General features: G+C 74.7%; 15 protein-coding genes. 8 read left to right on the forward strand and 7 right to left on the reverse strand.

Translation table 11 applies throughout. The annotated features are described in order from the left end of the window. Positions 1 to 28: 28 nt before the first annotated feature. On the reverse strand, positions 29 to 1,195 hold the full coding sequence (xylA, locus tag ACIGW4_RS13890) for a xylose isomerase (RefSeq protein ID WP_123456493.1): 1,167 nt from the start codon (positions 1,193 to 1,195) through the stop codon (positions 29 to 31). Between the two features lie 119 nt (positions 1,196 to 1,314). Here xylA and xylB point away from each other — a divergent pair, with 119 nt between their 5' ends. The 3 genes from xylB to ACIGW4_RS13905 all read left to right on the forward strand — a co-directional run bounded on the left by xylB (position 1,315) and on the right by ACIGW4_RS13905 (position 5,115). Continuing rightward, complete coding sequence (gene xylB / locus ACIGW4_RS13895) at positions 1,315 to 2,793, forward strand: xylulokinase (RefSeq protein WP_359592218.1); 1,479 nt, start codon at positions 1,315 to 1,317, stop codon at positions 2,791 to 2,793. 192 nt (positions 2,794 to 2,985) lie between these two features. After that, on the forward strand, positions 2,986 to 4,434 hold the full coding sequence (locus tag ACIGW4_RS13900; protein WP_123456495.1) for a hypothetical protein: 1,449 nt from the start codon (positions 2,986 to 2,988) through the stop codon (positions 4,432 to 4,434). 180 nt (positions 4,435 to 4,614) lie between these two features. Next, complete coding sequence (locus ACIGW4_RS13905; RefSeq protein ID WP_399580361.1) at positions 4,615 to 5,115, forward strand: DUF1877 family protein; 501 nt, start codon at positions 4,615 to 4,617, stop codon at positions 5,113 to 5,115. Here ACIGW4_RS13905 and ACIGW4_RS13910 read toward each other — a convergent pair. From ACIGW4_RS13910 to ACIGW4_RS13920, 3 genes are all read right to left on the reverse strand, one after another. Beyond that, the gene (locus ACIGW4_RS13910; RefSeq protein WP_123457608.1) at positions 5,096 to 5,617 is read right to left on the reverse strand and encodes a hypothetical protein; all 522 of its coding nucleotides are present in this window, start codon (positions 5,615 to 5,617) and stop codon (positions 5,096 to 5,098) included. The genes ACIGW4_RS13905 and ACIGW4_RS13910 overlap by 20 nt on opposite strands. Positions 5,618 to 5,706: 89 nt before the next feature. Then, positions 5,707 to 6,639 (reverse strand): ketopantoate reductase family protein, encoded by a 933-nt coding sequence (locus ACIGW4_RS13915; RefSeq protein WP_399580364.1) that lies wholly within the window; start codon positions 6,637 to 6,639, stop codon positions 5,707 to 5,709. Next, entirely contained in the window at positions 6,636 to 7,205 is a 570-nt protein-coding gene (locus ACIGW4_RS13920; RefSeq protein ID WP_123456498.1) for a helix-turn-helix domain-containing protein, read from the reverse strand. Before ACIGW4_RS13920 ends, ACIGW4_RS13915 begins: the two co-directional genes overlap by 4 nt. An 80-nt stretch (positions 7,206 to 7,285) precedes the next feature. On the opposite strand from ACIGW4_RS13920, the gene ACIGW4_RS13925 reads away from it, so the two are divergent. From ACIGW4_RS13925 to ACIGW4_RS13935, 3 genes are all read left to right on the forward strand, one after another. Beyond that, a complete protein-coding gene (locus ACIGW4_RS13925) occupies positions 7,286 to 8,488 on the forward strand; it encodes an ROK family protein (protein ID WP_399580366.1) in 1,203 nt (400 codons plus the stop codon). Between the two features lie 188 nt (positions 8,489 to 8,676). Further along, positions 8,677 to 10,110 (forward strand): WGR domain-containing protein, encoded by a 1,434-nt coding sequence (locus ACIGW4_RS13930; RefSeq protein WP_359592213.1) that lies wholly within the window; start codon positions 8,677 to 8,679, stop codon positions 10,108 to 10,110. 26 nt (positions 10,111 to 10,136) lie between these two features. Then, the gene (locus ACIGW4_RS13935; protein ID WP_359592212.1) at positions 10,137 to 10,589 is read left to right on the forward strand and encodes a hypothetical protein; all 453 of its coding nucleotides are present in this window, start codon (positions 10,137 to 10,139) and stop codon (positions 10,587 to 10,589) included. Between the two features lie 10 nt (positions 10,590 to 10,599). Here the strand turns inward: ACIGW4_RS13935 and ACIGW4_RS13940 are convergent, their stop codons facing one another. From ACIGW4_RS13940 to ACIGW4_RS13950, 3 genes are all read right to left on the reverse strand, one after another. After that, positions 10,600 to 11,022 carry a DUF350 domain-containing protein gene (locus ACIGW4_RS13940; protein WP_123456502.1) on the reverse strand — a complete coding sequence of 141 codons (423 nt, stop codon included), beginning with the start codon at positions 11,020 to 11,022 and terminating at the stop codon, positions 10,600 to 10,602. Between the two features lie 202 nt (positions 11,023 to 11,224). Next, positions 11,225 to 11,839 carry an HdeD family acid-resistance protein gene (locus ACIGW4_RS13945; protein WP_123456503.1) on the reverse strand — a complete coding sequence of 205 codons (615 nt, stop codon included), beginning with the start codon at positions 11,837 to 11,839 and terminating at the stop codon, positions 11,225 to 11,227. A 39-nt stretch (positions 11,840 to 11,878) separates the two neighbouring features. After that, complete coding sequence (locus tag ACIGW4_RS13950; protein ID WP_399580369.1) at positions 11,879 to 13,255, reverse strand: dipeptidase; 1,377 nt, start codon at positions 13,253 to 13,255, stop codon at positions 11,879 to 11,881. 170 nt (positions 13,256 to 13,425) lie between these two features. Between ACIGW4_RS13950 and ACIGW4_RS13955 the strand changes: the two genes are divergently transcribed. Continuing rightward, on the forward strand, positions 13,426 to 13,989 hold the full coding sequence (locus ACIGW4_RS13955) for a DoxX family membrane protein (protein ID WP_123456505.1): 564 nt from the start codon (positions 13,426 to 13,428) through the stop codon (positions 13,987 to 13,989). Between the two features lie 81 nt (positions 13,990 to 14,070). After that, entirely contained in the window at positions 14,071 to 14,982 is a 912-nt protein-coding gene (gene opcA / locus ACIGW4_RS13960) for a glucose-6-phosphate dehydrogenase assembly protein OpcA (RefSeq protein ID WP_123456506.1), read from the forward strand. Positions 14,983 to 15,236: the final 254 nt, after the last annotated feature.

Consider the following 15,236-nt stretch of genomic DNA (forward strand, 5'->3'; position numbering starts at 1 on the left):
AGTGTCGCAGGGCCGCCCGGCAGACGGCTCAGCGCACGCCGAGCAGGTGCTCCAGGGCCAGCTGGTCCAGGTGCTCGAAGGCCATCGAGCGCTCCGCGGCCGCGTCCGGGTCGAACGTCTCGTACGCCGTGGGGTCGGCCAGCAGCGCCGCGAGGCCGTCGGCGGCTGTGGGGACGGCCAGCTCGGGCAGCCGGGAGGCGGCGAGGGCCGCCACGACCTCCGGGTCGGCGCGGAAGGCCGCCGCGCGGTCCTTGAGGATCAGGTAGTTCCGCATGCAGTTCTTCGCGGACTCCCACACCCCGTCGAAGCCGTCGGTGCGGACCGGCTTGAAGTCGAAGTGGCGCGGGCCCGTGTAACCGGCCGTCTCCAGCAGGTCCACCAGCCAGAACGCCTGCCGCAGGTCGCCCGCGCCGAAGCGGAAGTCCTGGTCGTACTTGATGCCCGACTGGCCGTTCAGATCGATGTGGAACAGCTTGCCCGCCCACAGCGCCTGCGCGATGCCGTGCGGGAAGTTGAGCCCGGCCATCTGCTCGTGGCCGGTCTCCGGGTTCACGCCGACGAGCTCGGGGCGCTCCAGGCGCTCGATGAAGGCGAGGGCGTGCCCGATCGTGGGCAGCAGGATGTCGCCGCGCGGCTCGTTCGGCTTGGGCTCGATCGCGAAGCGCAGGTCGTAGCCCTGCTCGGTGACGTACTGGCCGAGCAGGTCGAAGGCCTCCTTCATCCGGTCGAGCGCGACCCGGACGTCCTTCGCGGCGCCGGACTCGGCGCCCTCCCGGCCGCCCCAGGCGACGTAGGTGGTGGCGCCGAGCTCGACGGCCAGGTCGATGTTGCGGAGGGTCTTGCGCAGGGCGAACCGGCGCACGTCCCGGTCGTTGGCGGTGAAGGCGCCGTCCTTGAAGACGGGATGGGCGAAGAGGTTCGTGGTCGCCATGGGCACCGCGAGCCCGGTGCGGTCCAGGGCGTCCCGGAAGCGCTTGACGATCGCCTCGCGCCCGGCGTCCGGCGTCCCGAAGGGGATCAGGTCGTCGTCGTGGAAGGTGATGCCGTACGCGCCGAGGGCGGCGAGCCGCTCGACGGCCTCCACGGGGTCGAGGGCGGGGCGGGTCGCCTCGCCGAAGGGGTCGCGGCCCTGCCAGCCGACGGTCCACAGACCGAAGGTGAAGCGGTCCTCGGGGGTGGGCGAAAAGCTCGTCATGGCGTCTCCCTGCTCCTGGCGCCCTGCTACTGGCGACCGGATTTGTTTTCTGAGATAACTAATACGGGACGGGGCCGGTCCTGCGCCAGCCCCCACGAGCTGAGAGACGAGGTACGGACATGCCCGCGAGCCGCTCCGTCGTGATCGGCGTGGACAGCTCCACGCAGTCCGCCAAGGCCGCCGCCGTCGACGCCGACACCGGCGAACTCCTCGCCCTCGGCCGCGCCCCGCACACCGTCACCGGCTCCGCCGGGGCGCGCGAGAGCGACCCCGAGGAGTGGTGGACCGCCCTCGCCGCGGCCGTCCGTACGGCGGTGCGGGAGGCGGGCGTCCCGGCGGCCTCCGTCACCGGCATCGCCGTCGCCGGGCAGCAGCACGGCCTCGTCGCCCTCGGCCCCGACGGCCGCCCCCTCCGCCCCGCGCTGCTCTGGAACGACACCCGCTCCGCGCCCCAGGCGGCCGCCCTCGCCACCCGCCTCGGCGGCCCCGCGTCCTGGCAGGACCGGACCGGATCGGTCCCCGTCGCCGCCGTGACCGCCGCCAAATGGCAGTGGCTGCGCGAGCACGAGCCGCAGCACGCCGACGCGACGACCGGCATCCGCCTCCCGCACGACCACCTCACCGAACGCCTCTCCGGAACCGCCGTCACCGACCCCGGGGACGCCTCCGGCACCTGCTGGTACGGCACCGCCACCGGCGCCTACGACCCCGACGTCCTCGACCTCGTCGGCCTGGATCCGGCCCTGCTGCCGGCCGTCGCCCCCTCCGGCGCCACCCGCGTCGGCACCCTCACCCCGGCCGCCGCCGAGGCGCTCGGCCTGCCCCGCACGGTCGCCGTCGCCGCCGGGACCGGCGACAACATGGCCGCCGCCGTCGGACTCGGGCTCGGCGGCGCGGGCCTGCTCGACCACCCCGTCGTCAGCCTCGGCACCTCCGGCACCGTCTTCGCCGCGACCCGCGCCCGCCCCGCCGCCCCCGGCCTCGCCGGCTTCGCCGCCACCGACGGCACGTACCTCCCGCTCGGCTGCACCCTCAACTGCACGCTCGCCGTGGACCGGTTCGCCACGCTCCTCGGCCTCGACCGCGAGGACGCCGCACCCGGCGGCGACGTCGTCGTCCTCCCGTACCTCGACGGCGAACGCACCCCCGACCTCCCGCACGCCGCCGGGCTCGTCACCGGCCTCCGGCACGGCACCGACCCCCGGGCCGTCCTCGGCGCCGCCTACGAGGGCGCGGCCTTCACCGTGCTGCGCGCCCTCGACGAACTCCTCGCCGCCTGCGGCCTCGACCCGGCCGCCCCCGGCGTACGGGACCGCCCGCTGCGCCTCATCGGCGGCGGTGCGCGCGGTCGGGCCTGGACGGAGACCGTCCGGCGACTCTCCGGCCGCCCCCTGGTCGTCCCCGCCGCCGACGAACTCGTCGCCCTCGGCGCCGCGGCCCTCGCCGCGAGCGCCGTCACCGGCTCCGACCCCGTCGCCCTGGCCACCGCCTGGGGCACGGGCACGGGCGCGCTCCTGCCCCCGGTCCCGCGCGACGAGGAGACCTGGAACCGGATCGCGGCCGTCCTCGCCGCGGCGACACCGACGCTGCTGCGCTGACGCGCGAAGCCCTGTCCGACCCGCGCACCCCTCCCGTGATCGTCGTGCGGCGAGACGAGGGGGAGAACGCCGCGTGCGACCCGTCGGGAATGCTGTACCTTCTGATTCCTGCATGATCATTCGCATGCGCACCGTCCACCGGGGGGAGACGGCCGAACCGCCTCACCGCCCTGTGCACCGAAAGGGCTGAGGATGAGGATCGCCAAGACGGCCACGGCCGTGCTGCTGGCGGGCGGACTGATCGGCGCACTGTCGGCGTGCGGGTCCGGCGCCGACGGCGCACCGGGCGGCGGAGCCGCCGGCGGGGGAGCCGACGGCACGGCCGGCGTCGCCCTCACCAGCAAGATCACGGCGCCCGAGGCCTTCGACACGGGCAAGGGGTGGGAGGTCAAGGCCGACTGGCTGCCCGAGGGCCAGCCCTTCCCCTTCGCGGTCTCGGCGAAGAGCGGCACGGTCGCCTATCTGGACAGGACGGAGCAGGGCTACGTCCTGACCGTCCGCGAGGCCGCGTCCGGCAAGCTGCTGTCGACCGGAAAGCCCTGGCGGGCCCCGAAGCTCACCGAGGAGCAGAGCGCGGACCACACCTCGGTGCTCGCGGTCCCCCGCATCTCCCTGATCACGGGCGGCGGACGCGAGTTCTTCGCCGTGTGGGCGCGCGGCGAGAAGCGGAAGGACGAGCTCCATGACTTCCGGCAGGCCGTCTCCGCGGCCTTCTACCCGGCCGACGCGTCCGGGAAGGACGTCGCGCCGGCCGGCTCCGGGGACGTCGAAGCGCCGGACGGCGAGTTCGACAACCAGGTCAGCGTGTTTCCCGGTCCGGGAGGCCTGCTCGTCAGGTCCTCCTCCGACAACTTCCTGATCTCGCCCGACGGGAAGGTCACCGACAACGGCGACGCCAAGGTCAGGATCGGCGGGCAGCCGGTGGACGGCGACTACCACATGGTGTTCCCCGGCCGGGACGGACTGGTGACCAACAACAGGCACGAGGGCTCAGGGCAAGGCGGGTTCGGCGTCGACGGCGGCTGGGACAGCGCGAAGGCGGTTCCGCCGGGCGTCGAGGCGGTCGTCGAGTTCGAACCGGTCGTGAACTCCGTGGAGCGGGTCCCCAACGGCCACATCGTCGGCGCCGCCGGCGACCTCCTGATCGCCGGGTGGGGCAAGGGGAGGAAGGAGAGCTCCGCCGTCACGGTGAGCGAGGAGATCTCCGCCGTGCACGACCTGGCGACCGGAAGGGTCCGGGCCACCGCCCCGTGCGAGACCGCGAGCACCTCGTACGCCGCCGGCGTCCCCGAGGTGACGGACCGGGACGACGTTCCGCCCGCGCTCTCCCCCAGCGGGCGCTATCTGGTCAAGGGCGGCAACGTCTTCGACCTGCAGACGGGCAAGGGCACGTGCGCCGACCAGGGCGAGGACGCCAAGAAGATCATCCTCTCCTCCGTCGGCGACGACGGCACCGCCTACGGCATCGCCGGGGAGGACGCCCCGCGGATCCCGGTCTCCGTCTCCGCGGCCACCGGCGCCGCCGAGCCCCTGTCGGAGACGACCACGACGCCGACCGCCATGGCCAAGGGCGCGGGCGTGTTCCTCACGCACGCCGGACAGGACACGATGCGCATGGTCGTCCTCGGCCTGCGGCACTGACCATCACGGCGAGGCGCCCGCCCCCGCCCGGTGGGTCGGGACCGCCCGGGCGGGTCGGGTCCGCCCGGCGGGTCCGGGCCCGCCCCGCCGTCGGGCGGGGCCTCCCGTTGTCGGTGGCGCCGCATAGGGTCGGGCCGTTCGGCCCGACCACCGGGCCGCCGGAGCAGGGGATGTGCAGCGGTGAGCATCCACGTCCATTTCCGCGCCGTCGCGGCATCCGGGATCCAGGAGGACCACACCTGGCTCGCGGCGTACCTGGCGAAGGCCTGGGACGACCACGCCGACGAGTGCGCGGCGGGCATCGCCACCTCGATTCCGAAGGTCTGGCACTTCGTCGACGACCTCTACGCGGCGGCGGCCGACCTCGTCGGCAGAGGCGCCGGCGAGCCCTGGACGCTGCCGGTCCACGGCGGCCGTCCCGTGGCCCACGGCGCGGGCGCCGACCTCCACGACCCGCCCATGATCTTCATGGACCCGCCCGAGGTGGCACGGGCGGCGGACTTCCTGACGGCCGTCTCCTTCGGCGCGCTCTGGAACGTCGCCGGCGGGAGGCTCGGTGGCGGCGGCCCGCAGGAGGCGCTCGCCAAGGAGGAGTACCTCGGACACCACGAGTCGCTCCGGAGCTTCTACGCGCGGGCCGCCTCGTCGGGCCACGCCGTGGTCAAGGTCGTGTGGGCGTGAGACGGCGACGGCGGTGGTACGCGATCGCCACCGCCGCGAGCAGCGGGGCCCAGGCCACGAGCGGGAGGTAGCAGGCGTGGAGCAGGGTCTGCTGGAACGGGCTCAGCGTGAGGTTGTCGGGGGAGGCCGGGCCGATGCCCGCGTACGCCACGTACACGAACCAGCAGGTGAGGGCGGCGAGTCCGCACGCCCCGGCCAGCGCGGCGAAGGTCGCGCCCCGGGCGCCGACCGGCCGCCCGCCGAGGAACGGCAGCCGGCGGGGGAACACCTCGCCCCACTCGCGCACCAGACCCAGCGTCAGGAAGGCGAGCAGCTCGGCGAGGACGGTGAGACCGAGCTGGTAGACGGCCAGACCGAGGCTCGGGTCGTCGACCCGGGCCACCGGCGCGCCGAACGTCAGGGCGACCCGCCAGAGGCCCGACGGCAGGACGAGCAGTGGCACGGCGTGGGCGGCGACGGCGGCCCAACGGGGCACGTCCGGCAGGGCCTTGAGCTTCATCATGCCGTCCACACTGCCGCCGTGCCCGCCGTCCCGGCATCGCCCCGGCGGCCGTGCCGTCTCCCCCGCGCGGGGGAGACGGCATCCTTCCGTCAGGCCCCCGCGGCAGCCGTGACCCGGTGCTGGTGGACGCGCAGGTGCAGGGTCGCCAGGTCGAGCAGCGGGGTCGCCACGCCGAGGGCGCGGGCCCGGGCGGTCAGATCGCCGAAGAGGTGCTCGACCTCGGTCGGGCGGCCCGCCGCCAGATCGCGGTAGAGCGACGGCACCATCGGCGAACCCGACGCGGACACCACGGCGAGCGTCGCCGCCCGCTCCTCCTCCGGTACGGGGTGCCCGGCCGCGGCGGCGACCGCGGCGGCCTCGTCGAGCAGCGCCGGGCCGAGGGCGGGGCCGCCCGGCGCGTCGTACACCTCGCCGACCGTGCCGCGCATCAGGCTCGTCACCGCGCCGAACGTGGTGATGAACACCCACTTGTGCCACATCGCCGTGAGGACGTCGGCCGGCACCGGCGCGTCGATCCCCGCCCCGTCGAGGACCTTCCGGATCCGCTCCACGCGCGCGGAGACCGTCCCGTCCTGCTCCCCGAAGGCCAGATGGGCCAGCGGTGCGAGCCGCCTGATGTCGCCCGAGTCGTCCAGGACGGTCACCACCTTGGCCACGCCGCCGAGGACGGCCGACGCGCCGAAACGGGCGTTGAGCGCGTCCACGTGGGCGAGGCCGTTGAGGAGCGGTACGACCGCCGTGTCCGGCCCGACGGCCGGAGCGACGTCCTCGATCGCCCGGTCGAGCCCGGTGGACTTCACCGACAGCAGGACGAGGTCGTACGGCTCGCGCAGCTCGTCGGCCGTGACGAGTCGGGGCTCCACCCTCCACTCCTCCTCCCGGCCCACGACCCGCAGCCCGCGCTCGCGCAGCGCGGCCGCCCGGGCCGGGCGGACCAGGAAGGTGACGTCCTCGCCGGCACGGGCGAGCAGGGCACCGAAGTAGCCACCGGTGGCACCGGCGCCGACGACCAGGATCTTCATCGGGACGAACCCTTCGTGAGGCGCCCCTGGGGCGCGGTGACGAACAGCGGGGTGAGCAGCCGGTGCGGGCGGGCGAGCGCCGCCGTCACCGGGTCGTCGTCCGGGCCCGGGGCGGCGAGCCCCGGGCCGGGGGCGACCAGGACGTCCTGGACGGGCACGGTCGCGCCGCAGTCGGTGCAGCGCCCGTCCGCTTCGAGCGGCGCCTCGTCCCGCGCGTGCAGGAAGACGCGGCGCGGGCCGCCCTCCGCCGCGTAGAACTCCTCGCCCCAGGCGGTGAGCGCCCGGACGGCCGGCCAGAGCGCGACGCCCTTGGGCGTGAGCCCGTAGACCTCGCGGCGGCCCGTGCCCGTCCCGGGGCGGCGCGCCAGGACGCCCGCCTCGGTGAGGGCGGCGAGCCGGTCGGTGAGGACGGCCCGGGGGACGCCCAGGTGCGCGGCGAACTCGCCGAACCTGCGGACCCCGTAGAAGGCGTCGCGCAGGATCAGCAGTGTCCAGCGCTCGCCGACGATCTCCATCGAGCGGGCGAGGGCACAGGTCTGACCGCGGTAGTCGCGCGGAAGCGTCATGGGCGGAGCCTAACGCAGAAGAGTTCGGTCACCGAACCGTTTTCGTGCGGGCGAAAGGGACGACTAGGCTCTCGCTCACCATGAACCAGCCCCCGGAACCCAAGGCCGACAAGTCGGGAGTGCGCCGGCACAACCTGAGCCTCGTCCTGCGGACCGTCCACGAGGCCGGCGAGACGACCCGCGCGGCCGTCGCCGCCCGCGTCGGGCTCACCCGGCCCGCCGTCTCCTCCCTCGTCGAGCAACTCCTCGACCTCGGCCTCCTCGTCGAGTCGGGCAAGACCTTCAGCGGGCAGGCGGGACGGCCGGGAACCGTGCTCAAACCGGCCGACACCGGCCCCGCCGGCCTCGGCGTCGAGATCAACGTCGACTACGTCACGGTCCGCGTCGTCGACCTGACCGGCACCGACCGCGTCCGCCGCACCGAGCACCTCGACAACCGGGACGCCACGGCCGCCGACGTCCTCGCCCGCGCCGCCCGCATCGCCGCGGACGCCCTGGACGCCGCGGCCGAACGGCACCTCGCCCCGGCGGGCGCCGGACTCGCCCTCCCCGGACTCGTCTCCGGCGGGACCGTCCGGCAGGCCCCCAACCTCGGCTGGAACGAGGTCCCCGCCGAGGCCCTCTTCGCCGAGGCGCTCGCCGCCCTGCGCCCCGGCACCGCCGGCCTCCCCGTCGCCTCCGACAACGAGGCCAACATGGCGGCCCTCGCCGAGCTGTGGTCCGGCGAGCTCGGAGACCTCCGCACCTTCCTCCACCTGACGGGGGAGATCGGCGTCGGCGGCGCGGTCGTCGTCCACGGCGAACTCCTGCGCGGAGCCCACGGCTTCGCCGGCGAGATCGGACACCTCGTCGTCGACGCCGAAGGCCCGCGCTGCCGCTGCGGCTCACGCGGCTGCCTGGAGCAGTACGCGGGACAGGCCGCCCTCCTCGCCGCGGCGGGCGCCACCGACGTCCCGGACCTCGCCCGCCGCGCCGGGACCGGGGAACCGTCCGCCCTCGCCGCCCTCGCCGACGCCGGCCGGATGCTCGGCCGCGCCCTGTCGGGAGCCGTCAACCTCCTCGACCCCGAGGCCGTCGTCCTGGGCGGCATCTACCCGCGGCTGATGCCCTGGCTGGCCCCCGCCGTCGCCGGGGAACTCGCCACCCGGGTCGTCTCCGGCCTCTGGACCCCGGACACGGAACGCCTCCGCCCGGCGTCCGCCACCACCGACGCGTCGCGCGGGGCGGCGGCCCTCGTCCTCCACGACGTCCTGTCCGACCCGCTGGCGTACGCGCCGCGGTAGGCCCCGCGCCGCCGGCCGCTCCCGGCCCGGATCACGATCGGGGAGAACCGGCGGACGGCGGCGGACCGCCCTCACCCCTGGTCCGGGCCGCCGCTGCGGGCGGAGAAGACGGCGACGCCGACCGGCCGGTCCCTCGGCCACGGCTCGACGACGGGCCGTTGTCAGTGGTGGCCCCTACCGTTCTCACCATGACGACGACCTATCTGGAGCTGTCGCAGGACGGCGGCGGTGCCCACAAGTTCTACGAAGTGACCGTCGAGGACCTCGCGGTGTCGGTCCGTTACGGCCGGATCGGCTCGGACGGGCAGACCCAGCGGTCCACGTTCCCGACGGCGGCGAAGGCGCAGGCCGCGGCGGCGAAGAAGATCGGCGAGAAGGTCCGCAAGGGATACGCCCCGGCCGTCCGCGGACAGCGCGCCGCGCGCCCCGTGACGCGCCGCGAGGTCACCTCCGCGCCCTCCACCGCGCGGGCCGTCGCCCCCGTCCTGTGGCGCTTCCGCACCGGCTCGGCCGCCTTCGGCATCCACGTCGACGAGGAGCGCTGCTGGGTGGGCAACCAGGCGGGTGACGTCTTCACCCTCGACCGCGGCGGCGAGGTGCAGGCTCGCTTCAGCCTGCCGGACGGCGTCAAGTGCCTGGTCGCCGACGACTTCTGGATCTACGCGGGCTGCGACGACGGCAAGGTGTACGACCTCTCGTCCAAGCTCCCCTTCGCCGCCTACGACATCGCCACCGACGTCGACATCTTCTGGCTCGACATCCACGAGGGCGTCCTGCACGTCGCCGACCGCTCCGGCCGGCTCACCGTCATCGACCACGAGGACGAGCACCAGTGGGCGCGCGGCGGCCAGGGCGAGCACGCCTGGATGGTCCGCGCCGACGGCGACGCCGTCTACTACGGGGACACGCGGGGCGTCGCGGCCCACGCGCCGGACGGCGGCGGCGAGCTGTGGCACACGGCCACCGACGGCGCGGTCCTCTTCGGCTGGCAGGAGGACACCGCGGTCTACGCGGGAACGGGCCGCAGGAAGGTGCAGCGGCTCGCGAAGAAGGACGGACGCGTGGAGGCGGTGTACTCCTGCGACAGCCCGGTCTACTCCTGCGCCACCTCGCCCGGCGGCCGGTTCGTCTTCGCGGCCGACTCGGCCTCCTCCGTCTACTGCTTCGCGGAGGACGGCACCCGCCTGTGGAAGCTGGGCACGGGCGGCGGTTCGGCGCTCTCCATGCAGTACCGGGACGAGCGGCTCTACCTGGTGACGACGGACGGTTCGCTGGTCTGCGTGGACGCGAGCGAGGCCGCGATCGAGGCGGCCCAGCAGGGCACGGTCCCGGTCGCGCGGGACGTCAAGCTCGCCGCCGCCCTGCCGGTGTACGAGCCGGCCACGACCGCGACCGCCGTGACCGCCGTCAGCGACGCGCCGGCGGGCTCGGTGGTCGTGGAGTGCGTGACCGAGTCGGGCCGGACCAGGGTGCGGGTCGTCTCGCAGGGGTACGAGACCGGGTGGAACGTGCAGTTCCCGCGGGCGATCCGCGAGCCCGGCGCGCGGTACGTGGTGGACGCCCTGCACCCGGCCGCGGGCGGCTTCTACCGCGTGCGCGGCGACATCCGGCGGCTCCTGTGACCGTCGGCGGAGGGGGCGGCTCGGGCGTGTTCGAGGCGGCCACGGGCGACGGGCCGCCGCTGCCCCCGGCCGAGGCCGAGCAGCGCTCCAGGGAGATCCGCGCGGCCGTCGACGGACTGCTCCAGATCAGACGGCTGACCCTGCGCGAGGGCGGCGACCCGAGGGCCGTGCCCGCGGACTGGGAGCGCCGGAGGCCGGTCCGCGCGGTGGCCCTCGCCCTGGAGGCCGGCGGGATCACGCCCTCGGCCGTGGACGCCGCCGGGTCCCGCCTCTCCACCGGATACCGCGTCAGGGCGGGGGAGCGGCCCGGCACGGCGGTGGTGGAGTGGCTGGGGCCGTCGGGGGCGGGCGCCGCCCAGGAGGAGGCGGAGGCGCTGGGCGGCTGCGTGCCGGTCCTGGCGCGGCTCGGCTGGGAGGCGCTCCTCTACAAGGGGCCGCGCGGCCGCCGCTTCCTGGAGGTGGAGCCCATGGCCCGGTGAGCCCCAGCCGTCAGGCGATCGAGGCGGAGACGATCGCCGAGACCGCGATGTTGCAGGAGGCCGTCACCCAGACCGCCGGGTGCGGCTCGGGGTCGACGAGCGTGGCGCCGAGCTTCCCCGGTGTGACCAGGTCGACGACGAGGAAGGCCACGCCCATCATCACCAGGCCGAGGAGGCCGAACGCGGCGGTGGAGACGAGGCCCTTGCCGAAGTGGTCGTACGTCGTCCAGATCGAGGTGAAGACGATGCCGCCGATCCCGAGGAGAGCCGAGCTCAGCAGGATCGCGGCGTTGCGGTTGCGGTCCTCCCAGATCTGGCGCCCGAGCTTTCCGGGGGTCAGCAGGTCCACGAGCACGATGCCGAGGATCAGCAGGACCACGCCGAGGGCGCCGTAGGCGCCGGCCCGGCCGAGGCCGTTGACGATGTCGCTCATGAAGTGCCGGCTCCGAAGGTTGCGATCACGGGGGATCGGTGGTCAAGGACCGGCAAAATGTAGCGCACGGGTGAACGGAGTCCGCCGCCCGCCCGGAGCTCGGGCGGACGGCGGACGGCGGACGGAGACGGACGGAGGCGGCGAGTCCCGCGGGGGCACGTCGGGCGGATCACGGCCGGGGCCCCCGGTCCGACGGACCTCCCTAGGCGCCTGGCGGAAGGTCCTTGGCGTGGGAGCGGACCATGAAGGCCGTGACGACCTCGGCCGTGCCGACGGCGATGAGCCAGATGCCGCCGAGGAGAGTGAGCACCGTCGCCGACTCCAGCGGGGACACGATCAGCACGACTCCGGCGAGCGCGCTGACGACGCCGAGGAAGACCTGCCAGCCGCGCGCCGGCACCGCCGGGTCGGAGGCCGCCGCCACGGTCTGGGTGATGCCCCGGAACAGCCAGCCGATCCCGATCCACAACGCGAGCAGCAGGGTCGACTGCGTGGCGCCCCGGAAGCAGAACAGGCCGAGCAGGATCGAGATCGCGCCGCTGATGAAGGCCATGACCCGCAGTGCGGTGGTGGTGTGCGTGCCGAAGGCGGCGACCAGTTGCACCACACCGCTGAGCAGCAGGTACAGACCGAAGAGCACCCCCACCACCCGCAGGGTGGCCTCGGGCCAGGCCAGCACCATGACGCCGAGGATCAGCGAGACGAGGCCGGCGACGAGCAGGGCCTGCCAGGCGAAGCCCGCGAGGAGCCCCAGGGGGCCGAGTGGCCCGTCCCCTCGTGCGGAGCGGCCGTACGGACTGTCATGAGTCTGTGTCATGGAACCGCACCGGTCCTTTCGTTGCGGGTGACGGCGGGGTCAGAGGGGAGTGGCGTAGGAGCTCAGGAAGAGGGCTTCGGCCAGCGCCATGTGCTCGATCTCGGAAGGGTCCACGCTCTCGTTCGGCGCGTGGATGAGGCAGCCCGGCTCCTCGACGCCGATGAGGGCGATCTCCGCCGCCGGGAACTGCGCGGCGAGCACGTTGCACAGCGGGATCGAGCCGCCCTGCCCCGACTGGACCATGTCCTTCCCGTACGCCTCGCGGAGCGCCGCCCCCAGGGCCCGGTAGGCGGGGCCGTCGGTGTGCGCCCGGAAGGGCTGCCCGGCGCTCTCCGCCTCCACCTCCACCCGGGCGCCCCACGGGGCGGCCGAGGTCAGATGGTCCGTCAGGGCGCGCAGGGCGTCGTCCGCGTCGACCCCCGGCGGCACCCGCAGGCTGACCCTGGCCCGTACCTTCGCCTGGATCGCGGCCGAGGAGCCCACCACCGGCGGACAGTCGATGCCGAGGACGGTGACGGCGGGCCGGGCCCACAGTTCGTCGGCGACCGAGCCCGTCCCGACGAGGGACACCCCGTCCAGTACGCCCGCATCGGCACGGAACTGCTCGACCGGGTAGTCCACCCCGTCCCAGACGCCGTCGCCGGGCAGTCCCTTGATCGTGGTGTTGCCGTGCTCGTCGCGGAGGCTGTCGAGGATCCGTACGAGCGCGGCGAGGGCGTCGGGTGCCGGGCCGCCGAACATGCCGGAGTGCATCTCGCCCCTGAGGGTGGAGACGGTCACGACGACGTTGGTGAGCCCGCGCAGCGAGGTGGTGGCGGTGGGCAGGCCGAGCGAGAAGTTTCCGGTGTCGCAGACCAACAGGGCGTCGGCGGCGAACAGTTCGGGACGCAGCGGCACGAGCCGCTCCAGGCCGCCCGTCCCCTGCTCCTCCGAACCCTCCGCCACGAACTTGACGTTCACCGGGAAGCCCCGGCCCTCGGGCCCGCCGAGGGCGCGCAGCGCCGTCAGGTGCATCACGATGTTGCCCTTGCAGTCGGCGGCGCCGCGTCCGTACCAGCGCCCGTCGCGCTCCGTGAGCTCGAAGGGCGGGGTCCGCCAGGCGGCGTCGTCGAGGGGCGGCTGCACGTCGTAGTGGCAGTAGAGCAGCACCGTCGGCGCCCCCTCGGGGCCCGGCGCGTGCCCCACCACCGCGTCCGTGCCGTCCGGGGTCGTCACCCGGCGCATGTCCCGGAGCCCGGCCTCCGTGAAGGCCCGCACGAGGAAGTCGGCGGTCTTCGCGCACTCCTCGGGCGGAAACTGGCGCGGGTCGGCGACGGAACGCATCGCCACCAGAGCGGTCAGGTCCTCCTTCGCCCGGGGCATCAGCGCCCGGACCTTCTCCCGCAGGGCTGCGGACTCGGTGGACTCGGCGGACATGCGTACCCACTTCCCTCGGGGACGAAAGCCCACCCAGTCAAGCAAGAGGGAGTAAAGGCCGCAAAACATGACTCAAGTGGCCCATTCCGAGTGGGTCCCGGAGGGCGAAGGAGGGCGATCGGGACGAAGGTGGGGGCGTACGCGTCCGCCTCCCGCACCTGGAGAACCCCATGGGCCACCTCAATCGACGCGATCTCGGACTGCTGGTGCTGAGACTCGGCACCGGTGCCGTGCTCGCCGCGCACGGCACGCAGAAGCTCCTCGGCTGGTTCGGCGGCGGCGGCCTCGAAGGCACCACCAAGGCGATGGAGGCCATGGGCTTCAACCCGGGCCGCGAGAGCGCGATCGCCGCCGGCCTCGGCGAGGCCGGCGGCGGCGTCCTCCTCGCGCTCGGCCTCGCCACCCCGGCCGCCGGCGCCGCCGCGGCGGGTGCCATGGCCGGAGCCGTCGCCGTCCACGCCCCCGCCGGCTTCTTCGCCCAGGGCGGAGGCTACGAGTACCCGGCCTTCCTCGGCTTCACGGCCGCAGGGATCGGCATCGCCGGCGCCGGACGCTACTCCCTGGACCACGCCACCGGACACGTCCTCGACCGCCCCTGGGTGGTGGCCGCCGCCTTCCTCGGCACGGCCGTCGCGGCCGCGGCCGTCGTCGGCCGCCGCGCCGCGGAACAGGCGTCCCCCGACACGGACTCGGGCGCGGATTCCGCCCCGGAAGCGGAATCCGAGCAGGCCTAGGGGACGTCCTCAGGGGACCCGCACGCGTCCGCCGCGCGGGAGGGTTAGGCTCGCCGCAGAAGGAAGGGACGGGCGCCGCACATGAAGATCGATCTGACGGACACCGACTCCAGCAAGATCAACAAAGCGATCCTGCAGGGCCGCAGGGCCGTCGGCACACCCGCCGTCGGCGCCGTGCTCACCCTCGTCGTCGTCACCGACGAGGAGAACGCGTACGACTCCGTCAAGGCGGCGAACGAGGCCTCGCGGGAACACCCCTCCCGCACCCTCGTCGTCATCAAGCGCCACGCCCGCACCCCTCGCGAGCGGTACGTGACGCGCCTCGACGCCGAGGTCAGGCTCGGCTCCGACGCCGGATCGGGCGAGACGGTCCTGCTCCGGCTGTACGGCGAAGTCGGCGCCCGCGCCGACTCCGTGGTCCTGCCGCTGCTCCTGCCGGACGCGCCCGTCGTCGTCTGGTGGCCCGTCGACGCCCCCGAAGTGCCCTCCCAGGACCCGCTGGGCTCGCTCGCGCAGCGCAGGATCACCGACATGTACGCCGTCGAGGACCCCCTCACCGCCCTGGAGAAGCGCGCCGCCTCGTACGCCCCCGGCGACACCGACCTCGCCTGGACCCGGCTCACCCCGTGGCGTTCGATGCTGGCCGCCGCCCTCGACCAGGCGCCGCTCACCGTCACCTCCGCCGCCGTCGAGAGCGAGGCGGAGAACCCCAGCGCCGAACTCCTGGCCCGCTGGTTCGAGGTCCGGCTCGGCGTGCCCGTCGACCGGGTCGTCACCGACGGGCCCGTCGTCACGGCCGTCCGCATGGGCACCGCCGACGGCGAGATCCGCATCGACCGGCCCGAGGGGCCGGTCGCGCACCTCGCCATCCCCGGACAGCCCAGCAGGGTCCTGGCGCTGAAGGTCCGGTCCACGGCGGAGCTGATCGCGGAGGAGCTTCGCCGCCTCGACCCGGACGAGGCCTATGCGGCGGCCCTGCGCGGCCGCCCCTGACGCCCCGCCCACACGGGAGCGGTGCGCTTCCGCCGCCTCCGGTGCGGGCCGCACACCCTACGGGACGACGCCCCCGCCCACCTCCGTGCGAGCCCGCGCCTTGCGGGACGGCGCCCCTGCCCGTGGGGGCGCGCGCCGTCGGGGCGGTGCCCCCGCCCACCCGCCGTGTGGGCAGTCGTCCCGCTGGGGCGGGACGGGTGGGCACACGGGACGGCGCCCTTCAGCGGCGCCTCCGCGTCCCGCGCCTGAACCCG

The sequence above is a fragment of the Streptomyces sp. NPDC053513 genome (genome assembly GCF_044544765.1).
Lineage (GTDB): Bacteria > Actinomycetota > Actinomycetes > Streptomycetales > Streptomycetaceae > Streptomyces > Streptomyces litmocidini.

Excerpts from the sequence above, each read along its gene's own strand:
- ACIGW4_RS13900 (WP_123456495.1), top strand. The coding sequence starts at position 2,986 with ATGAGGATCGCCAAGACGGCCACGGCCGTGCTGCTGGCGGGCGGACTG.
- ACIGW4_RS13930 (WP_359592213.1), top strand. The coding sequence starts at position 8,677 with ATGACGACGACCTATCTGGAGCTGTCGCAGGACGGCGGCGGTGCCCAC.
- ACIGW4_RS13940 (WP_123456502.1), bottom strand. The coding sequence starts at position 11,022 with ATGAGCGACATCGTCAACGGCCTCGGCCGGGCCGGCGCCTACGGCGCC.
- ACIGW4_RS13945 (WP_123456503.1), bottom strand. The coding sequence starts at position 11,839 with ATGACACAGACTCATGACAGTCCGTACGGCCGCTCCGCACGAGGGGAC.
- xylB (WP_359592218.1), top strand. The coding sequence starts at position 1,315 with ATGCCCGCGAGCCGCTCCGTCGTGATCGGCGTGGACAGCTCCACGCAG.
- ACIGW4_RS13915 (WP_399580364.1), bottom strand. The coding sequence starts at position 6,639 with ATGAAGATCCTGGTCGTCGGCGCCGGTGCCACCGGTGGCTACTTCGGT.
- xylA (WP_123456493.1), bottom strand. The coding sequence starts at position 1,195 with ATGACGAGCTTTTCGCCCACCCCCGAGGACCGCTTCACCTTCGGTCTG.
- ACIGW4_RS13950 (WP_399580369.1), bottom strand. The coding sequence starts at position 13,255 with ATGTCCGCCGAGTCCACCGAGTCCGCAGCCCTGCGGGAGAAGGTCCGG.
- ACIGW4_RS13925 (WP_399580366.1), top strand. The coding sequence starts at position 7,286 with ATGAACCAGCCCCCGGAACCCAAGGCCGACAAGTCGGGAGTGCGCCGG.
- ACIGW4_RS13920 (WP_123456498.1), bottom strand. The coding sequence starts at position 7,205 with ATGACGCTTCCGCGCGACTACCGCGGTCAGACCTGTGCCCTCGCCCGC.
- ACIGW4_RS13955 (WP_123456505.1), top strand. The coding sequence starts at position 13,426 with ATGGGCCACCTCAATCGACGCGATCTCGGACTGCTGGTGCTGAGACTC.
- opcA (WP_123456506.1), top strand. The coding sequence starts at position 14,071 with ATGAAGATCGATCTGACGGACACCGACTCCAGCAAGATCAACAAAGCG.
- ACIGW4_RS13910 (WP_123457608.1), bottom strand. The coding sequence starts at position 5,617 with ATGATGAAGCTCAAGGCCCTGCCGGACGTGCCCCGTTGGGCCGCCGTC.